General features: G+C 64.2%; 25 protein-coding genes. 9 read left to right on the top strand and 16 right to left on the bottom strand.

Features of this window, described 5'->3' with window-relative positions; genetic code table 11:
• Positions 1-9: 9 nt before the first annotated feature.
• From DOD19_RS16475 to DOD19_RS16435, 9 genes are all read right to left on the bottom strand, one after another.
• Complete coding sequence (locus DOD19_RS16475; protein WP_024977296.1) at positions 10-465, bottom strand: DsrE family protein; 456 nt, start codon at positions 463-465, stop codon at positions 10-12.
• A gap of 16 nt (positions 466-481) precedes the next feature.
• Positions 482-793, bottom strand: a complete 312-nt coding sequence (gene soxZ, locus DOD19_RS16470; protein ID WP_024977295.1) for a thiosulfate oxidation carrier complex protein SoxZ — start codon at positions 791-793, stop codon at positions 482-484.
• Between the two features lie 18 nt (positions 794-811).
• Positions 812-1,282, bottom strand: a complete 471-nt coding sequence (soxY, locus tag DOD19_RS16465) for a thiosulfate oxidation carrier protein SoxY (RefSeq protein ID WP_112186652.1) — start codon at positions 1,280-1,282, stop codon at positions 812-814.
• A gap of 10 nt (positions 1,283-1,292) precedes the next feature.
• Complete coding sequence (locus DOD19_RS16460) at positions 1,293-1,640, bottom strand: c-type cytochrome (protein ID WP_024977293.1); 348 nt, start codon at positions 1,638-1,640, stop codon at positions 1,293-1,295.
• A gap of 168 nt (positions 1,641-1,808) precedes the next feature.
• Entirely contained in the window at positions 1,809-2,696 is an 888-nt protein-coding gene (locus DOD19_RS16455) for an EamA family transporter (protein ID WP_112186650.1), read from the bottom strand.
• Between the two features lie 137 nt (positions 2,697-2,833).
• Positions 2,834-4,126: an NAD(P)/FAD-dependent oxidoreductase gene (locus tag DOD19_RS16450; RefSeq protein WP_112186648.1), complete on the bottom strand. Its 1,293-nt coding sequence runs from the start codon at positions 4,124-4,126 to the stop codon at positions 2,834-2,836.
• A complete protein-coding gene (locus tag DOD19_RS16445) occupies positions 4,123-4,479 on the bottom strand; it encodes a cytochrome c (protein WP_112186646.1) in 357 nt (118 codons plus the stop codon). The genes DOD19_RS16450 and DOD19_RS16445 overlap by 4 nt, the downstream gene beginning before the upstream one ends.
• A gap of 133 nt (positions 4,480-4,612) precedes the next feature.
• A complete protein-coding gene (locus DOD19_RS16440) occupies positions 4,613-5,431 on the bottom strand; it encodes a BON domain-containing protein (RefSeq protein ID WP_024977289.1) in 819 nt (272 codons plus the stop codon).
• Between the two features lie 51 nt (positions 5,432-5,482).
• Positions 5,483-5,860: a YraN family protein gene (locus DOD19_RS16435; protein ID WP_112186644.1), complete on the bottom strand. Its 378-nt coding sequence runs from the start codon at positions 5,858-5,860 to the stop codon at positions 5,483-5,485.
• A gap of 300 nt (positions 5,861-6,160) precedes the next feature.
• Here DOD19_RS16435 and rsmI point away from each other — a divergent pair, with 300 nt between their 5' ends.
• Entirely contained in the window at positions 6,161-7,063 is a 903-nt protein-coding gene (gene rsmI, locus DOD19_RS16430; protein ID WP_112186642.1) for a 16S rRNA (cytidine(1402)-2'-O)-methyltransferase, read from the top strand.
• Positions 7,064-7,089: 26 nt separating this feature from the next.
• On the opposite strand, the gene DOD19_RS16425 is transcribed toward rsmI, so the two are convergent.
• Entirely contained in the window at positions 7,090-7,821 is a 732-nt protein-coding gene (locus tag DOD19_RS16425) for a septal ring lytic transglycosylase RlpA family protein (protein WP_204360071.1), read from the bottom strand.
• Between the two features lie 201 nt (positions 7,822-8,022).
• On the opposite strand from DOD19_RS16425, the gene DOD19_RS16420 reads away from it, so the two are divergent.
• From DOD19_RS16420 to DOD19_RS28260, 3 genes are all read left to right on the top strand, one after another.
• The gene (locus DOD19_RS16420; protein ID WP_024977285.1) at positions 8,023-8,679 is read left to right on the top strand and encodes an MBL fold metallo-hydrolase; all 657 of its coding nucleotides are present in this window, start codon (positions 8,023-8,025) and stop codon (positions 8,677-8,679) included.
• Positions 8,676-9,395 (top strand): exonuclease, encoded by a 720-nt coding sequence (locus DOD19_RS16415; protein WP_112186637.1) that lies wholly within the window; start codon positions 8,676-8,678, stop codon positions 9,393-9,395. The genes DOD19_RS16420 and DOD19_RS16415 overlap by 4 nt, the downstream gene beginning before the upstream one ends.
• Positions 9,396-9,669: 274 nt before the next feature.
• Positions 9,670-9,936 carry a hypothetical protein gene (locus tag DOD19_RS28260; protein WP_024977283.1) on the top strand — a complete coding sequence of 89 codons (267 nt, stop codon included), beginning with the start codon at positions 9,670-9,672 and terminating at the stop codon, positions 9,934-9,936.
• A gap of 125 nt (positions 9,937-10,061) precedes the next feature.
• Here the strand turns inward: DOD19_RS28260 and arsC are convergent, their stop codons facing one another.
• The 4 genes from arsC to alc all read right to left on the bottom strand — a co-directional run bounded on the left by arsC (position 10,062) and on the right by alc (position 13,964).
• Complete coding sequence (gene arsC, locus DOD19_RS16405) at positions 10,062-10,412, bottom strand: arsenate reductase (glutaredoxin) (protein ID WP_024977282.1); 351 nt, start codon at positions 10,410-10,412, stop codon at positions 10,062-10,064.
• 649 nt (positions 10,413-11,061) lie between these two features.
• Positions 11,062-12,336 (bottom strand): M20/M25/M40 family metallo-hydrolase, encoded by a 1,275-nt coding sequence (locus DOD19_RS16390; protein ID WP_112186635.1) that lies wholly within the window; start codon positions 12,334-12,336, stop codon positions 11,062-11,064.
• A gap of 93 nt (positions 12,337-12,429) precedes the next feature.
• The gene (locus DOD19_RS16385; protein WP_112186633.1) at positions 12,430-12,957 is read right to left on the bottom strand and encodes an ureidoglycolate lyase; all 528 of its coding nucleotides are present in this window, start codon (positions 12,955-12,957) and stop codon (positions 12,430-12,432) included.
• The gene (gene alc / locus DOD19_RS16380) at positions 12,954-13,964 is read right to left on the bottom strand and encodes an allantoicase (protein WP_024977279.1); all 1,011 of its coding nucleotides are present in this window, start codon (positions 13,962-13,964) and stop codon (positions 12,954-12,956) included. Before alc ends, DOD19_RS16385 begins: the two co-directional genes overlap by 4 nt.
• 343 nt (positions 13,965-14,307) lie before the next feature.
• On the opposite strand from alc, the gene DOD19_RS16375 reads away from it, so the two are divergent.
• From DOD19_RS16375 to DOD19_RS16365, 3 genes are read left to right on the top strand one after another with little or no spacing between them, the layout of a single operon-like run.
• The gene (locus tag DOD19_RS16375) at positions 14,308-15,645 is read left to right on the top strand and encodes a C4-dicarboxylate transporter DctA (RefSeq protein ID WP_024977278.1); all 1,338 of its coding nucleotides are present in this window, start codon (positions 14,308-14,310) and stop codon (positions 15,643-15,645) included.
• A gap of 37 nt (positions 15,646-15,682) precedes the next feature.
• Positions 15,683-16,378, top strand: coding sequence for a GntR family transcriptional regulator (locus DOD19_RS16370; RefSeq protein ID WP_024977277.1), 696 nt, complete (start codon positions 15,683-15,685; stop codon positions 16,376-16,378).
• Between the two features lie 6 nt (positions 16,379-16,384).
• Positions 16,385-16,969: a YigZ family protein gene (locus tag DOD19_RS16365; RefSeq protein ID WP_024977276.1), complete on the top strand. Its 585-nt coding sequence runs from the start codon at positions 16,385-16,387 to the stop codon at positions 16,967-16,969.
• Between the two features lie 3 nt (positions 16,970-16,972).
• On the opposite strand, the gene DOD19_RS16360 is transcribed toward DOD19_RS16365, so the two are convergent.
• On the bottom strand, positions 16,973-17,398 hold the full coding sequence (locus tag DOD19_RS16360) for a hypothetical protein (protein WP_239498022.1): 426 nt from the start codon (positions 17,396-17,398) through the stop codon (positions 16,973-16,975).
• A gap of 112 nt (positions 17,399-17,510) precedes the next feature.
• Positions 17,511-18,422, bottom strand: coding sequence for a LysR family transcriptional regulator (locus DOD19_RS16355; protein WP_024977274.1), 912 nt, complete (start codon positions 18,420-18,422; stop codon positions 17,511-17,513).
• Positions 18,423-18,768: 346 nt separating this feature from the next.
• Between DOD19_RS16355 and gcl the strand changes: the two genes are divergently transcribed.
• Entirely contained in the window at positions 18,769-20,544 is a 1,776-nt protein-coding gene (gene gcl / locus DOD19_RS16350; protein WP_024977273.1) for a glyoxylate carboligase, read from the top strand.
• Positions 20,545-20,587: 43 nt separating this feature from the next.
• A complete protein-coding gene (gene hyi / locus DOD19_RS16345) occupies positions 20,588-21,370 on the top strand; it encodes a hydroxypyruvate isomerase (RefSeq protein WP_112186629.1) in 783 nt (260 codons plus the stop codon).
• The last annotated feature ends 336 nt before the right edge of the window (positions 21,371-21,706 follow it).

The following is a 21,706-nucleotide window of genomic DNA, read 5'->3' as shown; positions in this document are numbered from 1 at the left end:
GTGGGTCGCCTACGGTTTGATATAGGCGAAACCTTCTTCCTGCTGCAAGCGCGTGATTTCCACCACACCGGCGGGCACCACCTTGGCTTCGAGCAGCAGCTTGTCTTCCGGCACCTTGAAGGCCATCAGCGAGTTGTGGCACACGCGAAACTCCACGCCCATGGCGGCCAGCGCGGCCACCGGCGCATCAAACGGGCGGCCTTGCGCATCCTTGGCGCCTTCAACCATAAACTCGATGCCGTGGCCGAAGGCCACCACCACGATCTTCGTGCCGGGCGCACCGTTCAGATGGTTGCGCAGGTTGCCGATGGCGCGCATGGCCTGGTCGATGCCTTCGCTCAACTGGTAGACCACCTTGTAGCGGGCACCGGCGCCGCCAGCGCGCGGGGCATTCTGGGCAGCGGCCTTGCCGGCCACACCCAAGGCCGCCAGCGCGGCGGTCACACGAAAGAAGCTGCGTCGCATTTGGGCCTCCGGGCCTTTACTGGATAGACGTCTCGTCGGTGCGCTTGTCGCCGTGGTTGTCGACCCACGTGACCGTAACCTTGTCGCCCTTGGCGCCGCCCTTGAACTTGAAATTGAGGAACGGATCTTTCGACACGGCCGGGCCGAACTGCGCGTCGAGCACCGTCTTGCCGCTGTGCAGCACCGTCACGTTGGTGATGTGCCAGGCTGGCACGACCTTGCCGGACGCGTCTTTGCGCTGGCCGGTTTCCATGTCGTGCTTCATCAGGATCTTCACGTCGGTGGTGCCGCCGTTTTCCATTGCGCGAATGCGCATCGGGTCTGCCATGGTGTGTTCTCCTGATGTTTAACCGCCGCAGCCACCAAGGGTGACCTTTACTTCCTTAGCTGCCAGCACCCATTTGCCGTTGGCGCGCACGGCAGCGTAGACGTGCGAGGTCTCGCCCATCTTCACGCGCGTGCTGACAAACGGGTCGGTCCCGGCCGGAATGGCGAACGTTGCGGCCAGCGTGTTCGGGTTCTTTTCAACCAGAATGGCGATGAGGTCGGTGCCGGGCAGCGTGCTCGTCACGACCAGCGGCACCACGGCGCCGTTTTCGGCGATGTCCGGTGCGGTGAGCTGGATGCCCGCGCCGCCCTTTTCAACCGCGCCGCCGCCCAGTTGCTTGAGCACTTCATTCACGCCCTTGACGGCAAAGGCGGCCTTGTTCCATTCGGCTGCCTGGGCCGGCGTGGCAATGCCGGCGGACACCAGCAGCGCCATCATGGCGCCAGCGCGCAGCACGTCGCGGCGGCTCAGGTTGATTGCATCATTCATCGTCCGTTCCTCACTTGGCCGGGGCGCCTGCGAGCACCCAGTCGATCACGGTTTTCAGATCGGCATCGGCGATCTTCGGATTGGCCGGCATCGGGATCTGGCCCCAGTTGCCCATGCCGCCTTCGCGCACCTTCTTGATGAGCCTGGCTTGCGCGCCGGCATCGCCCTTGTATTTGGCAGCAACGTCCTGGTAGGCCGGGCCGACCAGCTTGCGGTCTACGGCGTGGCAGCCCATGCAGGCGTTCTGGTTGGCGATGGACAGCGCGCGGGCAGCGTCAACGGTGGCCAGCGCGGGCGTGGCGGACAGCGCCAGGCCGGCCAGCACCGCCGCAGCGGCGAGCGTGGGGGCGAACTTCATGTGGTCTCCAGAAGACGAGGCTGCCCGCATGCGTGTGCGGGCCAATGGTCGCAGGGGTAGGGATTGGACCCGGTATTGTGCCCGAAGTAGGCCAAATCCTATGTCGCCCCCACAGCAAAACGCCCGGTACCTTTCGGCCCGGGCGCTTGCTGCTGATGGGGTGCGGCGTCAAGCCATCGCCCGCCGCGCCGCCAGCCGGCCGCCAAACACGTTGAGCAGCAGCCCGGCCATCACCACGGCGCCGCCCAGCCATTGGGCGGGCACCAGGCGCTCGCCCAGCAGCACGGCGGCAGACACCAGCCCCACCACCGGCACCAGCAGCGTGAGCGGCGCAACCTGGCTGGCCGCGTAACGCGCCAGCAGGCGGCTCCACAGGCTGTAGCCGAAGATGGTGGCACCAAAAGACAGGTAGACGATCGCGCCGATGCTCGACCCACCGATGTTCACCAGGCTATGCGCAATCTGCTCCGGCCCCTCCAGCCAGTACGACAGCAGGAAGAACGGAATCGGCGGGATGGCGGCGCCCCACACCACCAGGCTCACCACGTTCACCGGCCCGATCCGCTTGGTGACGATGTTGCCGCTGGCCCACGAAAACGCCGCGCACAGCGTCAGCAGGAAACCGGCGGTGGTCATGCCCGTGACCGAGCCGCCACCCGCCATGCCGATGATCGCCAGCCCGCCCGCCGCCACCGCCATGCCCGCCAGATGGAACCAGCGGATCGGCTCGCGCAGCACGATGGCGGCAATCGTCAGCGTAAAGAACGCCTGCGATTGCAGCACCAGCGAGGCCAGCCCCGCCGGCATGCCCACATACATGGCGGAGAACAGGAACGCGAACTGCCCGAAGCTGATCGTGGCGCCATAGGCGACCAGCCACTTGAGCGCGATCTTGGGGCGTGGCACGAACAGCACGGCCGGAAACGCGACCAGCGCAAAGCGCAGCGCACCCAGGAGCATGGGCGGCACGCCATGCAGGCCCACCTTGATGACGACGAAGTTGACGCCCCACACCAGCACAACGGTCAGGGCCAGCAGCAGATCCTTGGGAGACATGATGATCGGAAGGTTCGGACGGCCGCCCGTGCGGCCACATGACGCACTGTAGGCGCGGGCCGCTTACACGACTTGCACAATCTTGCGCATTGTTTGTGCCCGGGGCCTCACCTTCTGCGTCACCTTCAGCCTCACATTCAACCGAGCATGTCCGACCAGATGGCGCGGCTCCAGCCCTGCGCCAGCTTGCCCTCCGCTGCGGAAGGCGCCTCGGAAAGCCCACCGGCGCCGGGCACGGTCACCATGGTGTGCTCCGCCGCGTCGTAGCGGTGCACGGTCGCCACGTGCATCGCCTCTTCCGGGGTGGCAAAGCTGTAACAAGTGTTGGTGTACAGCGGTGATGCATCGGGCGCGTGGCCGGCCAGCATCGCGACCACGGCGGCGGCGGCCACCTTGCCGTGCTGGTTGGCCATGTGGCCCGACTTGGGCATCAGCGGCGCGGTCTGAATGGCATCGCCAATCACATGCACGCCCGGCGCCACCTTCGATTCGAACGAGAGGAAGTCCACCTCGCACCAGCGCCCGTTGGCCGTCGCCAACCCGGCTTGCACGGCAATCGCGCCGGCACGCTGCGGGGGGATGAGGTTGACGACATCGGCCTGCACGTCGTCCTGCACATCGAACTTGAGCACGCGGCCCGTGGCATCGATGTCGACGGCGTTGTATTGCGGGCGATATTCAATGTGCTGTGAGTAACGTTCGGCCCAGACGCGCTTGAACAGCGCGCCCTTGGAGGTGACGTCGTCGTTGGCATCGAGGATGAGCACGCGCGAATCCGGCTTGGCGCGCTGCAGCCAATGGGCGATCAGGCACGCGCGCTCGTATGGCGCGGGCGGGCAGCGGTATGGCGCCAGCGGAATGCTGATCGCCACCGTGCCGCCGTTGGGCATGGCTTCGAGCCGATGGCGCAACGCCAGCGTCTGCATGCCGGCCTTCCATGCGTGCGGCGCCTGCGCGGCAGTGCCCGCATTGGCGAGACCCGGGATTGCTCCCGGCACGAAGTCGATACCGGGGGAGAGGATCAGCCGGTCGTAATCGAGCGTGCCGCCGCCGGTCAGCCGCACCTGCTTTGCGCCAAGGTCGATGGCCGATGCGCGATCGCGCACCCACCGCACGCCGTGGCGCTCGACCAGCGCGTCATACGGCACGGTGATCGAAGCCATGTCGCGGTCGCCCGACAGCACGAGATTCGACAGCGGGCACGAGACGAACGCGGCGTTCGGCTCAACCAGCGTCACGTCGACATGGCCACCGGAAAACACGCGCACATACTTGGCTGCCGTCGCGCCGCCATACCCGCCGCCAACCACTACAACGCGCGCATTGCGCACACCCGACAGCGATGCGCATGCGGCCAGCGGCCCGGCCAGCGCGGACGCCCCAAGCGCGCGCAAGACTGCGCGTCGATCCTTGCGCAGCGATTCACTCACGGCGCCTCCTGCGATTGGCGCGACAGCCAGCCGGCAATGGCAACGATCTGCGCATCGTCGTAACCGCGAGCGATCTGGCCCATCACCGTGGCCGGACGCGTGCCGTTGCGGAATGCCTGCATCGCGTCGATCAGCTCGGCCTGCGAGCGGCCTGCGAGCGGTAGCAACGTCTGCGCAGGGAGCTTGGCACCGGGCGCGGTATCGGCGTGATGGCAGCTTGCGCACGTGGCGGCCCAGGTGCGGGCCTGCAGATTGGAGGGTGGGCGATCGGCCGCATGGGCCATATCGGGCACAGGGGCAGTAAGCAGCGTCGCAAGCAATGCTGCGGCGGCAAGGCGGTGGACGACGGGCATCGGGGGGCTGCGAAGTCGCGGAAGCGTCATACGCTAACACGCACGGCCTGCCATGTGCCCTGTGATGCGCGCAGCCAACAAAAAACGCAGCACGGTGGCTGCGTTCCTTGCGAAGCGACGTTGCGGACGTGGCTTACGGCAATTGCTTGCCCGGCGGCAGCGCCGGCGAGTTGGTCGGCGACACGGTCACGCCAGGCGAGGCCGATGTGACGGGTGCCGGGGCCTGCGTGGCCGTCGGCGTACCTTGCGCCGGCGCCGGGGTGCCTTGCGACGCATCAGGCGCCGTCGACGCGTTGGTCGACGTGGCATTGGCGTCCAGGCGCTTGCGCTCGTCTTCGCTCACGTAGTCGAACACCTTCACGACCTTGTTCACGCCGCCCACCGTGCGCACGGCTTCGGTGGCCTTGTTGCCTTCGGCCTCGGTTACCACGCCCATCAGGAAAACGGTCTGTGCTTCGGTCGTCACCTTGATGGAGTTCCAGGGCACGCCTTCCGTGCCGGCCAGCACGCTCTTCACCTTGGTGGTGATGTACGTATCGTTGGTGCGCGAGCCGAAGGTGCTCGACACCGGCGTCACCACAATCTCGTTGACGACCTCACGTGCGTTCTGCAGCTTCTGTGCGTATTGGCCGATCTCCTGCTTGGTCTGCTCGGTGCCGGCCTCGCCGGTCAGCAGGACCTTGCGGTTGTAGACCGTCACGTTCACGTGGGCACGGCCGTCGTAGCGCGAGATCAGCGTGTTCTCGGCTTCCATCTGCAGGCCGCGGTCGATGGTCTGGGTGGCGGTCGGGCGGCGGTCGGTCGCGAGCGCCACGCCGCCGGCCACGGCGCCGGCAAACAGCGGGAAGCAGGCGGTCAACTGCGTTGCGGTAATGCCGGCCAGAGCGGCCAGCACGGCGGTGCGCTTGACCGTGTGACGGAAGCGGGCAAACGTAGGCGACGAGAGTTTCATGCTGTCCTTGAATGAAGTCCGGAAGAAAGAAGAGCGAGGTTCATGCGAGGTTTAGGCGTCGGCACCGAAGGCATCGCGCATCCATTCGATACGGACGCCGTCGATGGCGATAACGTCAAAACGGCAGGCGGGCACGTCTTCAGCCTGCCGCGCGAGAAAATCTTCGGCCGCGGCAATCAGGCGACGCTGCTTGGCGGGCGTGACGCTCGCGGCCGCCCCGCCAAAACGCTGCGCGGAGCGCGCCACGCGGGCACGCACCTCGACAAACACGAGCGCGCCGGCCGCATCGCGCATCACCAGATCGATCTCACCGCCCTTGCAGCGATAATTGCGGCTGACCACCGCCAGCCCGCGCGCCTGCAGGTAGCGCAGCGCACGGTCTTCACCGGCTTCACCGGTGGCGGCTGTGATGGTCTGCGGCGCATGCATGTGCGGTTTGAACCTAGGGCCTGTCTTCATATGAAACGTGCGCGCGCAAGGGGAATCTGGGTCGCAGGGCTCGGCGCGGCCGGCTTGCTTGGTCGTTCCAAGCAAGCCGGCTGCAACAACGCCGTGTGACCCAAATTCCCCTTGCCCTCCGGGTTGACCCAAGCCGGGGCCATCTACTTTGTCGGGCACCTTGCAAAGGGAATAACCCTTTGCGGCGGTACCCTTCGCGTATCTGACCCCGGCTTGGGTCAACGCGCGTACGTTTCATATGAAGACAGGCCCAAACTGAGAGAAGTTCTCGTGAGTGATCCTGACTGGACCCTGCTGGCGCATGACCAGCACTATCCCGCCGGCGCATTATATGTGGTGGCCACCCCCATCGGGAACGCTGCCGATGTGTCGCTGCGGGCGCGCTACGTGCTGGGCCTCGTCGACGCGGTGGCCTGCGAAGACACGCGCAACACCGGGCAACTGCTCAATCGGCTGGGGCTGTCGCGACCGATGCTCGCGGCGCACCAGCACAACGAACGAGAAGCCGCTGCGCGCATCGTCGCGCGCTTGGCGCAGGGCGAGCGCATCGCCTATGTGTCCGATGCGGGCACGCCCGGCGTATCGGACCCGGGCTCGCGCATTGTCGAGGCGGTGCGCGCGGCGGGCCAGCGCGTGATTCCGCTGCCGGGCGCCAGCGCCGTGGTGACGGCGCTTTCCGCCGCGGGCGAATTGCTGGACACGTCGGAGGGGCAGTTCACCTTCGTCGGCTTCTTGCCGCCCAAGGCCGGGCAACGCGATGCGGCCATCCGCCAATGGGCGGCGCACGGGCCGGCATGGGTTCTGTACGAGGCACCGCATCGCATTGAGGCCACACTCGCCGCGTTGGCCGAGCACTTGCCCGCGCGACGCATCCTGATCGGGCGCGAGTTGACCAAGCTGTTTGAGCAGATCGTCGTGCTGCCTGCTGCGCAGGCACCTGCATGGCTTGCCGCCGATGCCACGCACGGCAAGGGCGAATTCGTGTTGGTGGTGGAAGGCGCAGGCGCGCAGGACGCGGCACCGACCGCGATGGCGGCGGATCAGGTGTTGCGTCTGCTGTTGGCCGAGCTGCCCGCCAAGCGCGCAGCCAAGCTGGCCGGCGCGATTACGGGCGCGTCGGTCGACACGCTGTATCAGAGCGCGCTGGCGCTGAAAAACGAAGGGAAGGACTGAGGCAGGAAGGTGGTTGATTCAGCGGCTCAGCGGCGCTTGGCGCGACGCTTGATCGCCTTCTTCTTGACCGGTGCGGGCTCGTCACCGCCCACATCGGCATCGCCATCGTTGCTGGCGACATCGGTTTGCGTCAGCTCAGGGCGCAGCGCTTCGACTTCAGCGCGCGACAGGCGGCGGATTTCCACCTGCGTCGAACCGCGCTTGACGAAGTCGAGTCGCTTGGCTGCGGCATACGACATGTCGAGGATGCGCTTGCCATAGTACGGGCCGCGATCCGTCACCTTGGCCACGACCACGCGGTCGTTGGCGAGGTTACGCACCAGCACCCAGCTCTGTAGCGGCAGCGACGGATGCGCCACCGTGAAGGCGTTCATGTTGAAGCGCTCGCCGCTGGCGGTGCGGCGGCCGTGGAAGCCGCGGCCGTACCAGGAGGCCAGGCCGCGCTGTTCGAACGTGCCGAGGTCGGCGCGCAGGCCGGGGCTCGTATCGGTGTTCTCGTCGAGCTTGAGGCTGCTCGAATCCGGCGCGCCACGGAACGACAGCGTGCCCCAGGCATCGGGGTTGTCGCGCGGGTCGGCAACCTTCAGCGCGGGCGCTGCAGGCTTGCTGGCCTGGAGACCGGATTGCCCACCCACGGGCGGCTCGCCAGGAATGGCGGCACAGCCCGCCAGCACCAGCAGCGCGGTGCCATGCGTCAGCCAGGCACGCAGCGTGCGGCCGGCCGAACGGCTGGAATTGAGGGGGGTCAACTTAAGCATGGCCGCGAGTCTAACATGCATGCTTCGATCGATTATTTACATTTCCTATTAAAACGATCGCATCATGCTGTTATCTCCCATCAATTTTGTAAAATTTTCTTTCTGATGTAACAGCGCAGCCCGCGAGCCCAGTGCTGGCGCGGGCTCGGGCCGATACAATCGGGTTATCCCTGCCATGTGCAAATGCGCACACAAGATCACATGAAAGTCGTTGTCGTCCCCGTTACGCCGTTTGAACAGAACTGCACGCTGCTGATTGGCGACGATGGTGCTGCCGCCGTCACCGATCCGGGCGGCGATATCGAACGCATCTTGGCCGCCGCCCAGCAGCACGGCGCGCGCATCGAAAAAATCCTGCTCACGCATGGCCACGTCGACCACTGCGCCGCCGCCGATGCCCTGCGCACGCAGCTTGGCGTGCCCATCGAAGGGCCGCAGAAGGATGAGGCGTTCTGGATCGATCAGCTGCCGATGCAGAGCCAGCGCTTTGGGTTCCCGCCCGCCAAGGCGTTCGTGCCCGACCGCTGGCTGGAAGACGGCGACACCGTGGAAGCCGCCGGCCGCACGCTGCAGGTGTTCCACTGCCCTGGCCACACACCCGGTCACGTGGTGTTCTTCAGCGCGGAAGATCGCGTTGCCATCGTCGGCGACGTGCTGTTCGCGGGGTCGATCGGCCGCACGGATTTCCCGCGCGGCAACCATGCAGACCTGATCAACGCGATCCGCACCAAGCTCTGGCCGCTCGGCGACGACGTCACGTTTGTGCCGGGCCATGGACCAGTCTCGACTTTTGGTGAGGAGCGCGCCAGTAACCCGTATGTCGCCGATCGCCTGTTTGCCAACGAAGGCTCAGCATGAGCGGGACCACCAACGACAGCGCCAACGAGAGCGACGACCCCTTCGCCGACAGCGCGCCCGCTGCGCCGGCGGACAAGCCCCGCCGCAAGCGCGGCAACCAACCGCCCGACACGCGGCCCGAAATCTACGTCAGCACCGACATCGAGGCCGACGGCCCCATCCCCGGCCCGCATTCGATGCTGAGCTTCGCCAGCGCGGCGTACCTGGCCGACAAGACGCTCGTCGGCACGTTTGAAGCGAACCTGCAAACGCTGCCCGGCGCCGAAGGCCATCCGATCCAGATGCAATGGTGGAAAACGCAGCCCGAGGCGTGGACTGCGTGCCGCGCCAACCTCGAAGCGCCCGAGGTGGCCCTGCCGCGTTACGTGGAATGGGTCGAGAGCCTGCCCGGCAAGCCCGTGTTCGTGGCGTTTCCAGCCGGCTTCGATTTCACGTTCATGTTCTGGTACATGATGCGTTTTGCCGGGCGCTCGCCGTTTGGCTGGGCGGCGCTCGACATCAAGACGCTGGCCTTTGCGCTCACGGGCATGCCGTATCGGCGCAACGTCAAAGCGGCTTTTCCCGAGCACTGGCACGACCCGCTGCCCCATACGCATATCGCGCTGGATGACGCAAAGGAGCAAGGCGCGCTCTTCTGCAACATGCTGGCCGAACTGCGCAAGCGCGAAGCCGAGCGCGCCGCCGCACAAATGCCCCACCAATCTGCTCAGGATTGAGCGCCGCGCACATCACGCAGTTGGCGAAGACCCGCACGCGGTTTGCCTCTTGCCCGCGTGATGCGCGCACCATGCCGCAACGCAACTTGCGGCGCCGCAAACCCCCGTCTACGCTGGGCTTGTGCGAGCGACCAGACGACTGCGCCACCCGGCGCCGACAAGCAAAGCCACTCGCATACGCCATTTGCTTGCCGTATCGTTTTCGGGCCGCACGTGCCCCCGACGCCGGTGCGTGCCGGCGTCGGCTATCAGCCAACAACGGGGAGGTACCGCGATGCGATTTTCCCGTGACGCGTTTGACACGCAACACTTGCGAGCGATGACGGAGCGCTTGCATTGGCATCGCAAATCATCTGCGAAGGCGGTTCCGTTGAGCATGCGTGCGCAGCATCTGCATCACACGCACAGCAACGCACACCACGACGCAGACGTCATGAAAGTCGCCATGGTCTCGACCGCGGCGGCGCTGGCAGTGGTGCTTGCCGCCCTGCTGGCAGTTGGCTTCGGGTCAGAAATGGCCCGATGGATGGGCCTGGAATAAACCGGTGCCCTTGCGCGTCTTGACGGACGCAGCCCCGGCCCTCGCGCAAAGCGAGATACGGCCACCCCTGAACGGCCTGTCCGATGGAAATCGGCAGGCCGTTCAACTTTGTGGGCCGTGGTGAATTACTTCAGAAACGCGTCGAGCGCCTCGGGCGTGCGACCGATGGTGGCGCGACCGTTGCGAACGAGCACCGGACGCTGCAGCAGCTTCGGATGTGCTGCGATGGCCTTGAGCAGCGCGTCATCTGAGGCATCGGCCAGATTGAGCTGCGCGTATTCGTCTTCGTTTTCGCGGATCAGGCTGCGCAGCGGTGTGTCGAGTTGCGCTGCGAGCTTCTTGAGGTCGGCCAGCGTGGGCGGCGTCGTCAGATATTCGATGACGTCGAGTTGTTCTCCGTTTTTTGCGGTAAAGGATTGCGCTTGTTCGAGGGCGGCGCGGGATTTGGAGCAGCGGGGGTTGTGGTAGATCTGCATGGGTTTTGGGCTCTAGGCCCTCTTGTTGGCTTGATGGAACGTGCTGCAATCTTAAGGGCTGGCGCTTGGTGGCTGGTTTCGTGGTTGGTGTTGGGGGGATTCGTGCTTTTTGTTTTTGTGGTGCATCCCTTGTTTCATCCCCTGCCGGGGCTGACCCACTTTCTTTGGTCTTGCCCAAAGAAAGTAAGCAAAGAAATGCGCGCCTGAGATGGCGAAAGATTCCTTGAATTTATGTCGCAGGGAGGGGAAGGGAAAAACTCGCTGCGCTCAAACAGTTTCCCTTCCTTTTTCCTCCCTGCAACAGAAATTCAAGGCGCCATCTAAGGCAGGAAAGTCAAAGGCCAAACCATCTCAGCGCCAGCCCAAACGACAAAGGCCAACCGCGCGATTGGGTTGGCCTTTTTCTTTTGACGTTGAGCCCTTGATGGCGCCTTGGATTTTTGTGAGCGGGCGGATAAAGGAAGGAGGCCTGTTTGAGCGAAGCGAGTTTGCCTCCTTCCCCGCACGGTCACACAAATTCAAGGGGATGTCGCCATCTCGGGCGCGCCTTTCTTTTGCTTACTTTTCTCTGGCAAGACAAAGAAAAGTGAGTCGGTCCCGGCAGGGAACGAAAAGGGGATGGACCACCAAGGCAAAAACAAAACAACAATCACCCACCCAACAACTCCCCCACAGCGCACCCCACCACCACAGTCGCGCCCCGCAGATCATTCAACCGGAGGTTTTCATCCGTGTTGTGCCCACGCGCTTCCATCAATGTCCGCGGTCCCGCGCCATACAGTACCGTCGGCACGCCATGCGCCGTGTAATGCCGGGCATCGGTATACAGCGGCACGCCGTGCACCGGCACATCCCCGCCAAACACGGCCAACGCATGCCGCCGTAGCGCGCCAATCAGCGCTTCCACACCCGGCAGCTCAGCAAGCGGCTCTGCCAGCAGAATGCGTTCGACCGAAACCTCGATCCCCGGTCGTTCTGCCGCCGCGCGCTCGATCACTGCGCGCAGTTCGCCTTCTGCATCGCGCCCGGCTTCTTCAGGAATCATCCGGCGGTCAATGCGGAACGTCACCAGATCGGGCACCACGTTGGTGTTGATGCCACCCTGGATCAACCCGACGTTGAGCGTTGCGTGGTCGATGCCCGGCACGGCGGATTTGCGCGTCGCGAGTTCCGCGCGATATGCATATACGGCCTGCAGGATATGTGTGGCCGCCTCGATGGCGTCAATGCCCGTATGCGGCATGGCGGCGTGCGCCTGCTTGCCGCGCACCGTCACCTGCACGTGCAGGCAGCCGTTGTGCGCCGAGGTGATGCCATACGCAAAACCCGCCGAGATCGCGTAATCGGGCTTGCTCAGGCCTTGATCCAGCAGCCACTTCGGGCCGATGTCGCCGCCGGTTTCTTCGTCGTATGTGAAGTGCAGTTCGACCGTGCCGTTGAGCTTCGCGCCACGCTTCTCAGCCTCGATCAGCGCGAGCAGCGCCCACGTGTAGGTTGCAAAGTCCGACTTGGACACCGCCACGCCGCGGCCGAACATGGTCGGGCCGTGTTCGGTCTCGACGATCTCGCCACCGTACGGGTCGTGCGTCCAGCCCAGGCCGGGCGGAACGACATCGCCGTGTGCGTTCATGGCGACCGTGGGGCCGCCGCTGCCGAACGTGTGGCGCACGATCAGGTTGGTGGCGCTGACCATGCCGGCGGCGCGTACCTGCGCCTGCGGCACGGCATGCGCCTCGACCGTCAGGCCCAGCGCCTCCAGCAACGCCTTGGCGCGCGCGGCATGCGGTGCGCAATCGCCGGACGGGTTGTCCGACGGCACCTTCACCAGCTCACGCAGGAAATCAATCTGCTGCGCGTGCGCGGCCTCGACAAACGCGCGGATGTCCGCATCGATGCCGGGGATGGCGAGTTGAGCCTGGGTCATGTCGATGTCTCCCTGCTTGTAGTGGGACGGAGATTGAAAGTGACTGAGCCCCCGTTGTGCGGGGGCTCAGGATTGGCGCGGATGACGCGATGCTTACTGCGCGGCCTGCATGGCCTCGGCGGTCAACCACACCGATTCGGCCAGGTCTTGCTCGTCGCAGTTGTGGCCTTCGCCACCACGGTCGACGACGAGGAAATCGCTCACCTCGCCCAGGGCCAGCAGCGGGTGATGCCACACGCCGCGCGCGTAGTTCACGCCTTGCCAGCCACGCGAGACGAACGCGCGCAACTTGGACGGGTCCAGCTCGCCTGCCGGCGCCACAACCACCAGATACGGCTTGTCGTTCTGCGGGATGAACGCCTGGCTTCCACGCGGATGGCGCTCCAGCATCTTGACCTCGAACGGCAGCGTGCGCGGCTGGCCACGGAACAGGCTGATCAGCGCGCGGCCGCCCTCGCCCACATCCACGTTGGCGAGGTCATGAAAGCGGATGGTCGTGCCCTGGTTGATGGGAAATTGCTTGGCCCCTTCCAGCTCGATCACATCGCCGAACGGCGCAAAAGCTTCGCGCGTGAGCGGCTCGATGGTCAGCGCAACGCGTGCGGCGGTCTCTTGGCTCATTCGAGCACCCCCCACAGGCGCAGACGCGACACACCGCCATCCGGGAACATGTTGAAACGCACGTGCGTCACGATGCCGAGGTCGGCGATTTCCGCTTCGTAGTAGTGCTGCAGATCCATTTGCAGCTTTTGCTCGGGCAGCAGCGTCTGCCAGAACATCGCTTGCGTCTTCAGCGAGCTGTCAGTGCCGCCCACCACGCGCGCGGCCTGGATGGAAACGCGATCAGCAAAGTTGCCCTTGAAGTGCGCGGTGTCGACTTCGATCTTGCGGATGCGGCCCGGGTTGGCCAGGGCGATCACGCACCAGTCGTTGCCCGGTTCGCGGCGCCGGCGCGTTTCCCAGCCGTCGCCCATGTTCACGCCACGGCCTGGCATCAGCATGCGCGAGGCCGGCCCGAAGTGTTCGTTGTTGGCTTCGACCACATAGGCGCCGTTTTCCATGGCGGCCAGGTCGAACAGCTTGGTGCGATCAGCACCCTTCCAGTCGACTTGCGGCTGGCCGTACACGCGCAGGCGCGCGATGCCGCCGTCCGGGAAGATGTTCACGCGCAGGTGCGTGAAGGCTTGCGTGCTCGTCACGGCCACGTAGGCGTGGCTGTTGCCTTGCAGCGTGGTCGACGGAACGATTTCGGTCCACTGCGTGGCTTCGGTCGGCTCGCCATCCGGCAGATAAGCGGCTTCAATGGAAGCGGCCGGCGGGAAGTTGCCGGTGAAGTGGCTGGTGTCGATATCCACACCTTTCACGACGCCCGGGCGGGCCAGGCGGACGATGCAGTGGTCATAGCCACCGTTGCGGCGACGGCGCGTTTCCCAGCCATCCATCCACTTGCCGTGGTCGTCGTACTTGCCCGGAATGAAGACCGCCGGCTCGGGGTTGAGCATGCGGTCTTTCGGCGCGAAGAATTCGTCGGTCGCGAACGTGGCCTCTGCGCCAAGGCGGGGGTCCGCCAGGTTCGGATATCGGCGCGTGAAATCCGGCGCGTTCGGATCGAGCGTGGGCATCGCCATGTGGAACTCCTTGGTATTTGTCTCTGGATGTTATACGGCCGCCCCATCGAACAAAAACAGCGAGTAAGAACACTCGAAACTGTAGCGATGGGAACGCCGGAAGTGCAGCGTAGATGGCGGAAGCACAAGGCTTCGCGGGACTGCATGAGTCGATCCTAGCATGTGAATTCAAAAATTGCATACAAAAATTGGATCGCCTATGATGCCGTCAACGCTCAACAATTCATCGCGACAATTTGTTGCGACGCAGCGAGCGAAACAAGGCCGTGACGACAATCGCAACCAACTGAATTAGACGATTGGGCACGGCTTGAGACACCAGTAATCCAAAGGAGGATTCACCATGCAACGCTTTACGCGCCCGTTGTTCGGGCAGGTTTTGATTGCCCTGGCGGTGGGCATCGCGCTGGGCATCTGGGCGCCGGAGTTTGCGCAGAAACTGCAGCCGCTTGGCGATGGTTTTCTGAAGCTGATCAAGATGCTGATCGCGCCGATCGTGTTCTCGGTGGTAGTGGTGGGCATCTGCGGCGCCGGCGAGCTGAAGAAGGTTGGGCGCGTAGGCGGCAAGGCCGTCATCTACTTTGAAATCGTCACGACGATTGCGCTGGCACTGGGCATTGCGCTGGCCTATCTGTTCGGGCCGGGCCACGGCATGAATGTGGATCCGAAGACGCTCGATCCGGCAGCCATGGCGTCGTACATGACGACCGCCAAGCAGGTGGAATCGACCGGCGTTGCAGCGTTCTTCCTCAAACTGATTCCCGATACGTTCGTCAGCGGTTTTGTGAAGGGCGACATCCTGCAGGTGCTGCTGGTATCGATCCTGTTCGGCTGCTCGCTGTCGCTGCTGGGTGAGCGGACCAAGCCGCTGGTCAACCTGATCGATCAGCTCTCGCATGTGCTGTTCCGCATGATGGCCGTGATCATCCGTCTGGCACCGCTGGGCGTGCTGGGCGCGGTGGCCTTTACCGTCGGCAAGTACGGCGCGGGCTCGCTCAAGCAGCTTGGCTTCCTGGTGCTGCTGTTCTATGTCGCCGTGGCGCTGTTCGTGTTCGTCGTGCTCGGCACCATCCTGCGCCTGGCGGGCTTCAACATCTTCAAGCTGATCCGCTTCCTGCGCGCTGAACTGCTGGTGGTGCTGGGCACGGCTTCGTCCGACGCGGTGCTGCCGTCCATCATGAACAAGCTGGAGAAGATGGGCATCAAGCGCTCGGTGGTCGGCCTGGTCATCCCGACCGGCTACTCATTCAACCTCGATGCGTTTTCGATCTACCTGACGCTGGCGGCCGTGTTCATCGCACAGGCAACCAACACGCCGCTGGCGCTGCAGGATCTGCTGCTGATCCTGGGCGTGGCGCTCGTCACTTCCAAGGGCGCGCACGGTATTCCGGGTTCGGCCATCGTGATTCTGGCGGCCACACTGTCGGTCATTCCGGCCATTCCGGCGATCGGCCTGGTGCTGGTGCTCTCCGTCGACTGGTTCATCGGCATTGCCCGTGCGCTGGGCAACCTGATCGGCAACTGCGTCGCCACCGTCGTCATCGCAGCGTGGGAAAAGGACATCGACCGCGTGCGCGCCAATGCGGTGCTCGACGGCAAGATCGACATCACCGAAGAAGGCGAAGCGATTGCGCACAGCCACGGTGTGGCCGCGGCCGCCCACACGCTGCCGCATGCCTGAAGCGGCGCTACTGTCGGACGGCGGTAAAATCGGCGCCATGACCGAAACCACCGCCGCCGACATCTCCTCCGAAGGCATTGCCGATGACATCGCCCAGGCGATCGTCGCGCATCGGCTGCCGCCGGGCACCAAGCTGCGCGAAGAGGCGCTGGCGCGGGTCTACCACGTCAGCCGCACGAAGATTCGCGCAGCGCTGCTGATGTTGGCCAAGGACAAGCTGATCCGCATGGAGCCGGATCGCGGTGCATTCGTCGCCAAGCCGGATGAGACCGAGGCGCGCGAAGTGTTTGCCGTGCGCCGCGTGCTGGAAGTGGCGCTGGTGCGCGAGTTCATCGCCAAAGCGACCCCCGCCGATTACAAGCGGCTGGAGAAGCACCTGGCCGAAGAACACAAGGTGGCGGCAAGCGGCGACTTGTCTGACGTCCCGCGCCGCAATCGCCTGATGGCCGACTTTCATCTTTTGATGGCCGACGTGGTCGGGAACAGCGTGCTCAAGGAGATGCTGTATGAGCTTTCCGCCCGCAGCTCGGTGATCACGATGATGTACCAGTCGACGTACGACGCCGTGCGTTCGTCCGACGAACACACTGCTTTCCTGGACGCCGCCAAGCGCGGTGACGTGGAAGGCGCCATCGCACTGATGGAAGAGCACATGGCGCACACCGAGGCGTCGCTCAAGTTCGAATCGCCGGGCGGCCGGGCGACGGATCTCGTAGCCGCCCTCCTCGCCTGACCGCGCGTGCCGACGTACACGCTGCGCGCGCCGGTTTCTGCCGAGCTGGAAATCAAGAAGAGCCGCTTTATCGGGTTGGCCGTGCCGGTTGAAGACCGGGCCGCCGCCATGGACGTCATTGCACGCCTGCGCGCCGAACACCCCGCTGCCACGCACGTCTGCTGGGCGCTCCTGGCGGGCGGCCAGTCAGGCATGTCCGATGACGGCGAGCCCTCCGGCACGGCAGGCCGCCCCATTCTTGAAGTGCTGCGCCATCACGATCTGGACGGCACGCTGGGCGCCGTGGTGCGTTACTTTGGCGGGGTCAAGCTCGGCGCCGGCGGTCTCGTGCGCGCCTACACGGATGCCATTGCCACCGCGCTCATGCACGCCGAACGCGTGGAGCGCATCGCCAGCACCACGCTCACCCTCGCCACCGATTACGCCGATGAGGCGCGCATCCGCCGCTGGATCGATGATGGCGGGTATGCGCTACTCGATGCTGCCTACGATGTGGGCGTCACGCTTACCGTACGGTTGCCGGTGACGGACGAGGCTGCAGCACGCGTCGCGTTGCGGGATTTGACGCAGGGGCGTGTGGCAATTACCTAGCGCTTATCGCTCGGGAGCGAGCGGAGCGGCGGGCGCGGAGCCCGGGCAACACGGGTTCTGGCAGTCCGGTTGGAAAACTACGTAGGCGGCTGTCGGCATTTTGGGAGCGACACCCTCGCGTTCCACGGCACGTAGATGCGTATCGGCTTCGGACGACTCAACTTTGTCGCCCTCGATTCCGACAGCGTCCAGCACGGCCTGGATGCTTCTGAGCCGCAGCACTGCCAGCTCTGGGTCGGGAGCAGGCTCGGACGCCTCCCGCAAGCGCACCCGGTACTTGCCGCCGCTGCGGAAATCTTCTTTGAGCTGCGAATCCCATTCCGCCAGTTTCAGGATTTCGGCGGTCGGCAGCGCAGACTCGCCGGGCGAGAACACCAGCGGGTGCTCAAGCCCGGTCAAATCGCACGCCAGGGCAGAGGTGCTGAGCATGAGAGCGCCGACAACTGCAGTTCTGTGTAGCATCTTCAGTCTCCGGCATTGAGCGCGCCACCCGCGAAGCATCTGATGACAAGTTTAGGAACCGTCATCCATTTCCGCACGCTCAACTGGTTCGCGACCAATACCCCGCCTGCCCATACACCGTCTTCAGGTGTTCGATAAAGAACCGGATCTTTGCCGGCACCGGCCGCTGCTGCGGGTACACGGCGAGGATGTCGTAGTCGGGCAGCGCGTAGTCGTCCAGCACGGTCATCAGCGCGCCGGATTCCAGCTCGGGCTGAATCTCCCACGTTGAGCGCCACCCCAGGCCGAGGCCTTCGCCCATCCAGCGGTGCAGCAGTTCACCATCGTTGCAGTCGAGATTGCCGTTCACCTTCACGGTGACGGCCTTGCCGTTCTGCTGGAAATACCAGCCGCGCTGTTGGCCACCCTGCAGGTTGAAGGCGAGGCAGTTGTGGCGCTCGAGATCATCCAGCGTGCGAGGCACGCCGTGCTTGGCGAAGTACGCAGGCGTGCCGCACACCACGCGCTTGTTCGACGCCAGGCGGATCGCCACGAAGTTCGGATCGATCGCGCCGCCAATACGGATGCCCACGTCATAGCCTTCGCGCACGAGGTCGACCACGCGGTCGGTCAGGTTGAAGGAGATGCGCACGTCGGGGTTGGCACGCAGAAAGTCCGGCGCGTGCGGGGCGACGTGCTTGCGGCCGAAGGCAGCCGGCGCCGAGACGATCAGGTGCCCGGTCGCCTTGTGGCGGCCCTCGGCAACCAGCAGCTCTGCGCGGTCCAGCTCGCCCAGCGCCTTTTTGCACTGTTCCATGAACACCGCGCCCTGCTCCGTCACCGCAATGCGGCGGGTCGACCGGTGCAGGAGCTTCACGCCCAGGCGGGCTTCCAGCGCGTTGATGCGGCGGCCGATCATGACGGGCGTCACGTCCTGCGTGAGCGCGGCGGCGGCCATGCTGCCGTGTTCCACCACGGCGATGAACGCTTCGATCTGCTTGAGCTTGTCCATTCCATCATTCCAGTTCGCAATGTCTGACCATTTTAGTGAGCATTCCGTACCTGGATTGCAGCTTTCTGGCGCATATCACCTGTGACGAATGGCAAAAATGGTGGACAACGATGTGATCGATGCGAGCGCGTTGCGCCATTTTTTTGCGCCGCACAAAAGCAGCTTGAAACGGCTTCAATACAAGCTTCTTCGACGTATTAGTTGCCGGGGAATTGGTGCGGTACGCAAAACTATTCGGTATTCAGAGTTAGCAATCAACTGACGAAATCTGCGTTTATCCATACCGGCATGCGGGAATAGGATCGGCTCCAACGGATTCCCACCTTCCCCTTCCTGGAGACACCCCATGCCGAAGATGAGAGCGATTGATGCCGCAGTTGCGGTGATGGAAAAAGAAGGCATCACCACCGCCTTCGGCGTGCCTGGTGCCGCCATCAACCCGTTGTACTCGGCGCTGCGCCGCGCCGGCAACATTGACCACGTGCTGGCCCGCCACGTTGAAGGCGCCTCGCACATGGCCGAGGGCTACACCCGTGCGGAACCCGGCAACATCGGCGTGTGCATCGGCACGTCGGGGCCGGCCGGCACCGACATGATTACCGGCCTGTACTCGGCCTGGGCAGACTCGATTCCCATCCTGTGCATCACCGGCCAGGCGCCCCGCGCCCGTCTGTACAAGGAAGATTTCCAGGCCGTCGACATCGAGTCGATCGCCAAGCCGGTCACGAAGTGGGCCGTCACCGTGCGCGAGCCGGCCCTGGTGCCGCGCGTGTTCCAGCAAGCCTTCCACCTGATGCGCTCGGGCCGCCCCGGTCCGGTGCTGATCGACCTGCCGTTCGACGTGCAAGTCGCCGAGATTGAATTCGACCCCGACACGTACAGCCCGCTGCCGGTCTACAAGCCCGCGGCCACGCGTGCCCAAGCCGAGCGCGCCATCGAGATGCTGTGCCAGGCCGAGCGCCCGCTGCTGGTGTGCGGCGGCGGCGTGATCAACGCTGATGCGGCCAAGCTGATGGTCGAGTTTGCCGAGCTGGTGAACGTGCCTGTGGTCCCGACGCTGATGGGCTGGGGCGTGCTGGCCGACGACCACCCGCTCAACGCCGGCATGGTCGGCCTGCAAACATCGCACCGCTACGGCAATGCCACGCTGCTCGCTTCGGACTTCGTGTTCGGCATCGGCAACCGCTGGGCCAACCGCCACACGGGCAGCGTCGACGTCTACACCAAGGGCCGCAAGTTCATTCACGTCGATATCGAACCGACCCAGATCGGCCGCGTGTTCGGCCCCGACCTGGGCATCGTCTCGGACGCCAAGGCTGCGCTGGAGAAGTTCATTGAAGTGGCCCGCGAGCTGAAGGCCGCCGGCAAGCTGCCGTGCCGCAAGAGCTGGAACGCCGACGTGCAGAAGCGTAAGCGCACGATGCTGCGTCGCTCGGACTTCGACAACGTGCCCATCAAGCCGCAGCGCGTGTACCGCGAGATGAACCAGTACTTCCCGCGCGACGTGCGTTACGTGAGCACGATCGGCCTGTCGCAGATCGCTGCTGCGCAGTTCCTGTCGGTCAACCAGCCGCGCCACTGGATCAACTGCGGCCAGGCAGGCCCGCTGGGCTGGACGATTCCCGCCGCCATCGGCGTGAAGGTGGCCTCGCCCAACAGCGACGTGGTGGCCATCTCGGGTGACTACGACTTCCAGTTCATGATCGAAGAGATGGCGGTGGCCGCGCAGTTCAAGGTGCCGTACATCCATGTGGTGGTGAACAACTCGTACCTGGGCCTGATCCGCCAGGCGCAGCGCAACTTCGAGATGGACTACTGCGTCCAGCTCGCCTTCGACAACGTCAACGCTCCTGAGCTGAACGGCTACGGCGTCGACCACGTGAAGGTGGTGGAAGGCCTGGGTTGCAAGGCGATCCGCGTGTTCAAGCCGGAAGACATCGAACCCGCCTTCGCGCAGGCCCGCCTGCTGATGGCCGAGTTCTCGGTGCCGGTGATGGTGGAAGTGATTCTCGAGCGCGTGACCAACATCGCGATGGGCACCGAGATCGACAACGTGGTCGAGTTTGAAGACGTGCTCGACCTGGAAGACACCCTCACGGAAGCCGAAGGCGTCACCGCATAAAGACGGCCCGCCGTTCCCTCACCGTCCGATAAAAGGAGAAACCATGACAAAGCTGGCAGCCAACCTGACCATGCTCTTCAACGAGCAGGCCTTCCTTGACCGCTTCGAAGCCGCCGCGCGTGCGGGCTTTCGCGGTGTGGAATTCCTGTTCCCCTACGCGTTCCACGCAGACCAGATTGCCGATCGTCTGAACCGCTTCCAGCTCGACCTCGTCCTGCACAACCTGCCGGCCGGCAACTGGGACGGCGGCGAGCGCGGTATCGCCATCCTGCCCGATCGCGTGAGCGAGTTTCAGGACGGCGTGGGCGAAGCCATCAAGTACGCCAAGGTGCTCGGCGTGAAACAGCTCAACTGCCTGGTAGGCATTCGCCCCGAAGGCGTGAGCGAAGACGCTGCACGCAAGACGCTGGTGGAGAACCTGAAGTTTGCGGCGAAGGCGCTGAAGGCCGAGAAGATCGATCTGCTGATCGAGCCGATCAATACGTTCGATATTCCCGGCTTCTACCTGAACCGCACGCAGCAGGCGCTGGATCTGATCAACGACGTGGATGCGTCCAACCTGTACATGCAGTACGACATCTATCACATGCAACGGATGGAGGGCGAAGTGGCAAGCACGCTGAAGCGCCATCTGGACAAGATCAAGCATGTGCAGTTGGCGGACAACCCTGGCCGTAACGAACCGGGTACCGGTGAGATCAACTACCAGTTCCTGTTCCGTTGGTTGGATGAGATTGGCTACCAAGGCTGGATTGGTTGTGAGTACAAGCCTAAGGCTGGGACTGTGGAAGGTCTTGGCTGGCGGGCGGCTCACAACGTTGCTTGATGCCCCATTGGTGATGTTCGCCTTGTCCCGGCGGGAGTGGTTCATTCCTGGTTTCATCCCCTGCCGGGGCTGACTCACTTTTCTTTGTCTTGCCAAAGAAAAGTAAGCAAAAGAAAGGCGCGCCCGAGATGGCGACTTCCCCTTGAATTTATGTCGCAGAGAGGGGAAGGGAAAAACTCGCTTCGCTCAGACAGTTTCCCTTCCTCTTTCCTCTCTGCAACAGAAATTCAAGGCGCCATCTAGGGCTCCAACGGCCACACCATCGAGCACGAGTGCAGTAGGAACCAGCAGCACAACGCGAAGCGAAGCGAGCAACACAACACCAAACAAGAGCCA

The organism is Ralstonia sp. GX3-BWBA (assembly GCF_003290055.1).
Lineage (GTDB): Bacteria > Pseudomonadota > Gammaproteobacteria > Burkholderiales > Burkholderiaceae > Ralstonia > Ralstonia holmesii.
This window is presented reverse-complemented; position numbering and strand designations above follow the sequence as displayed.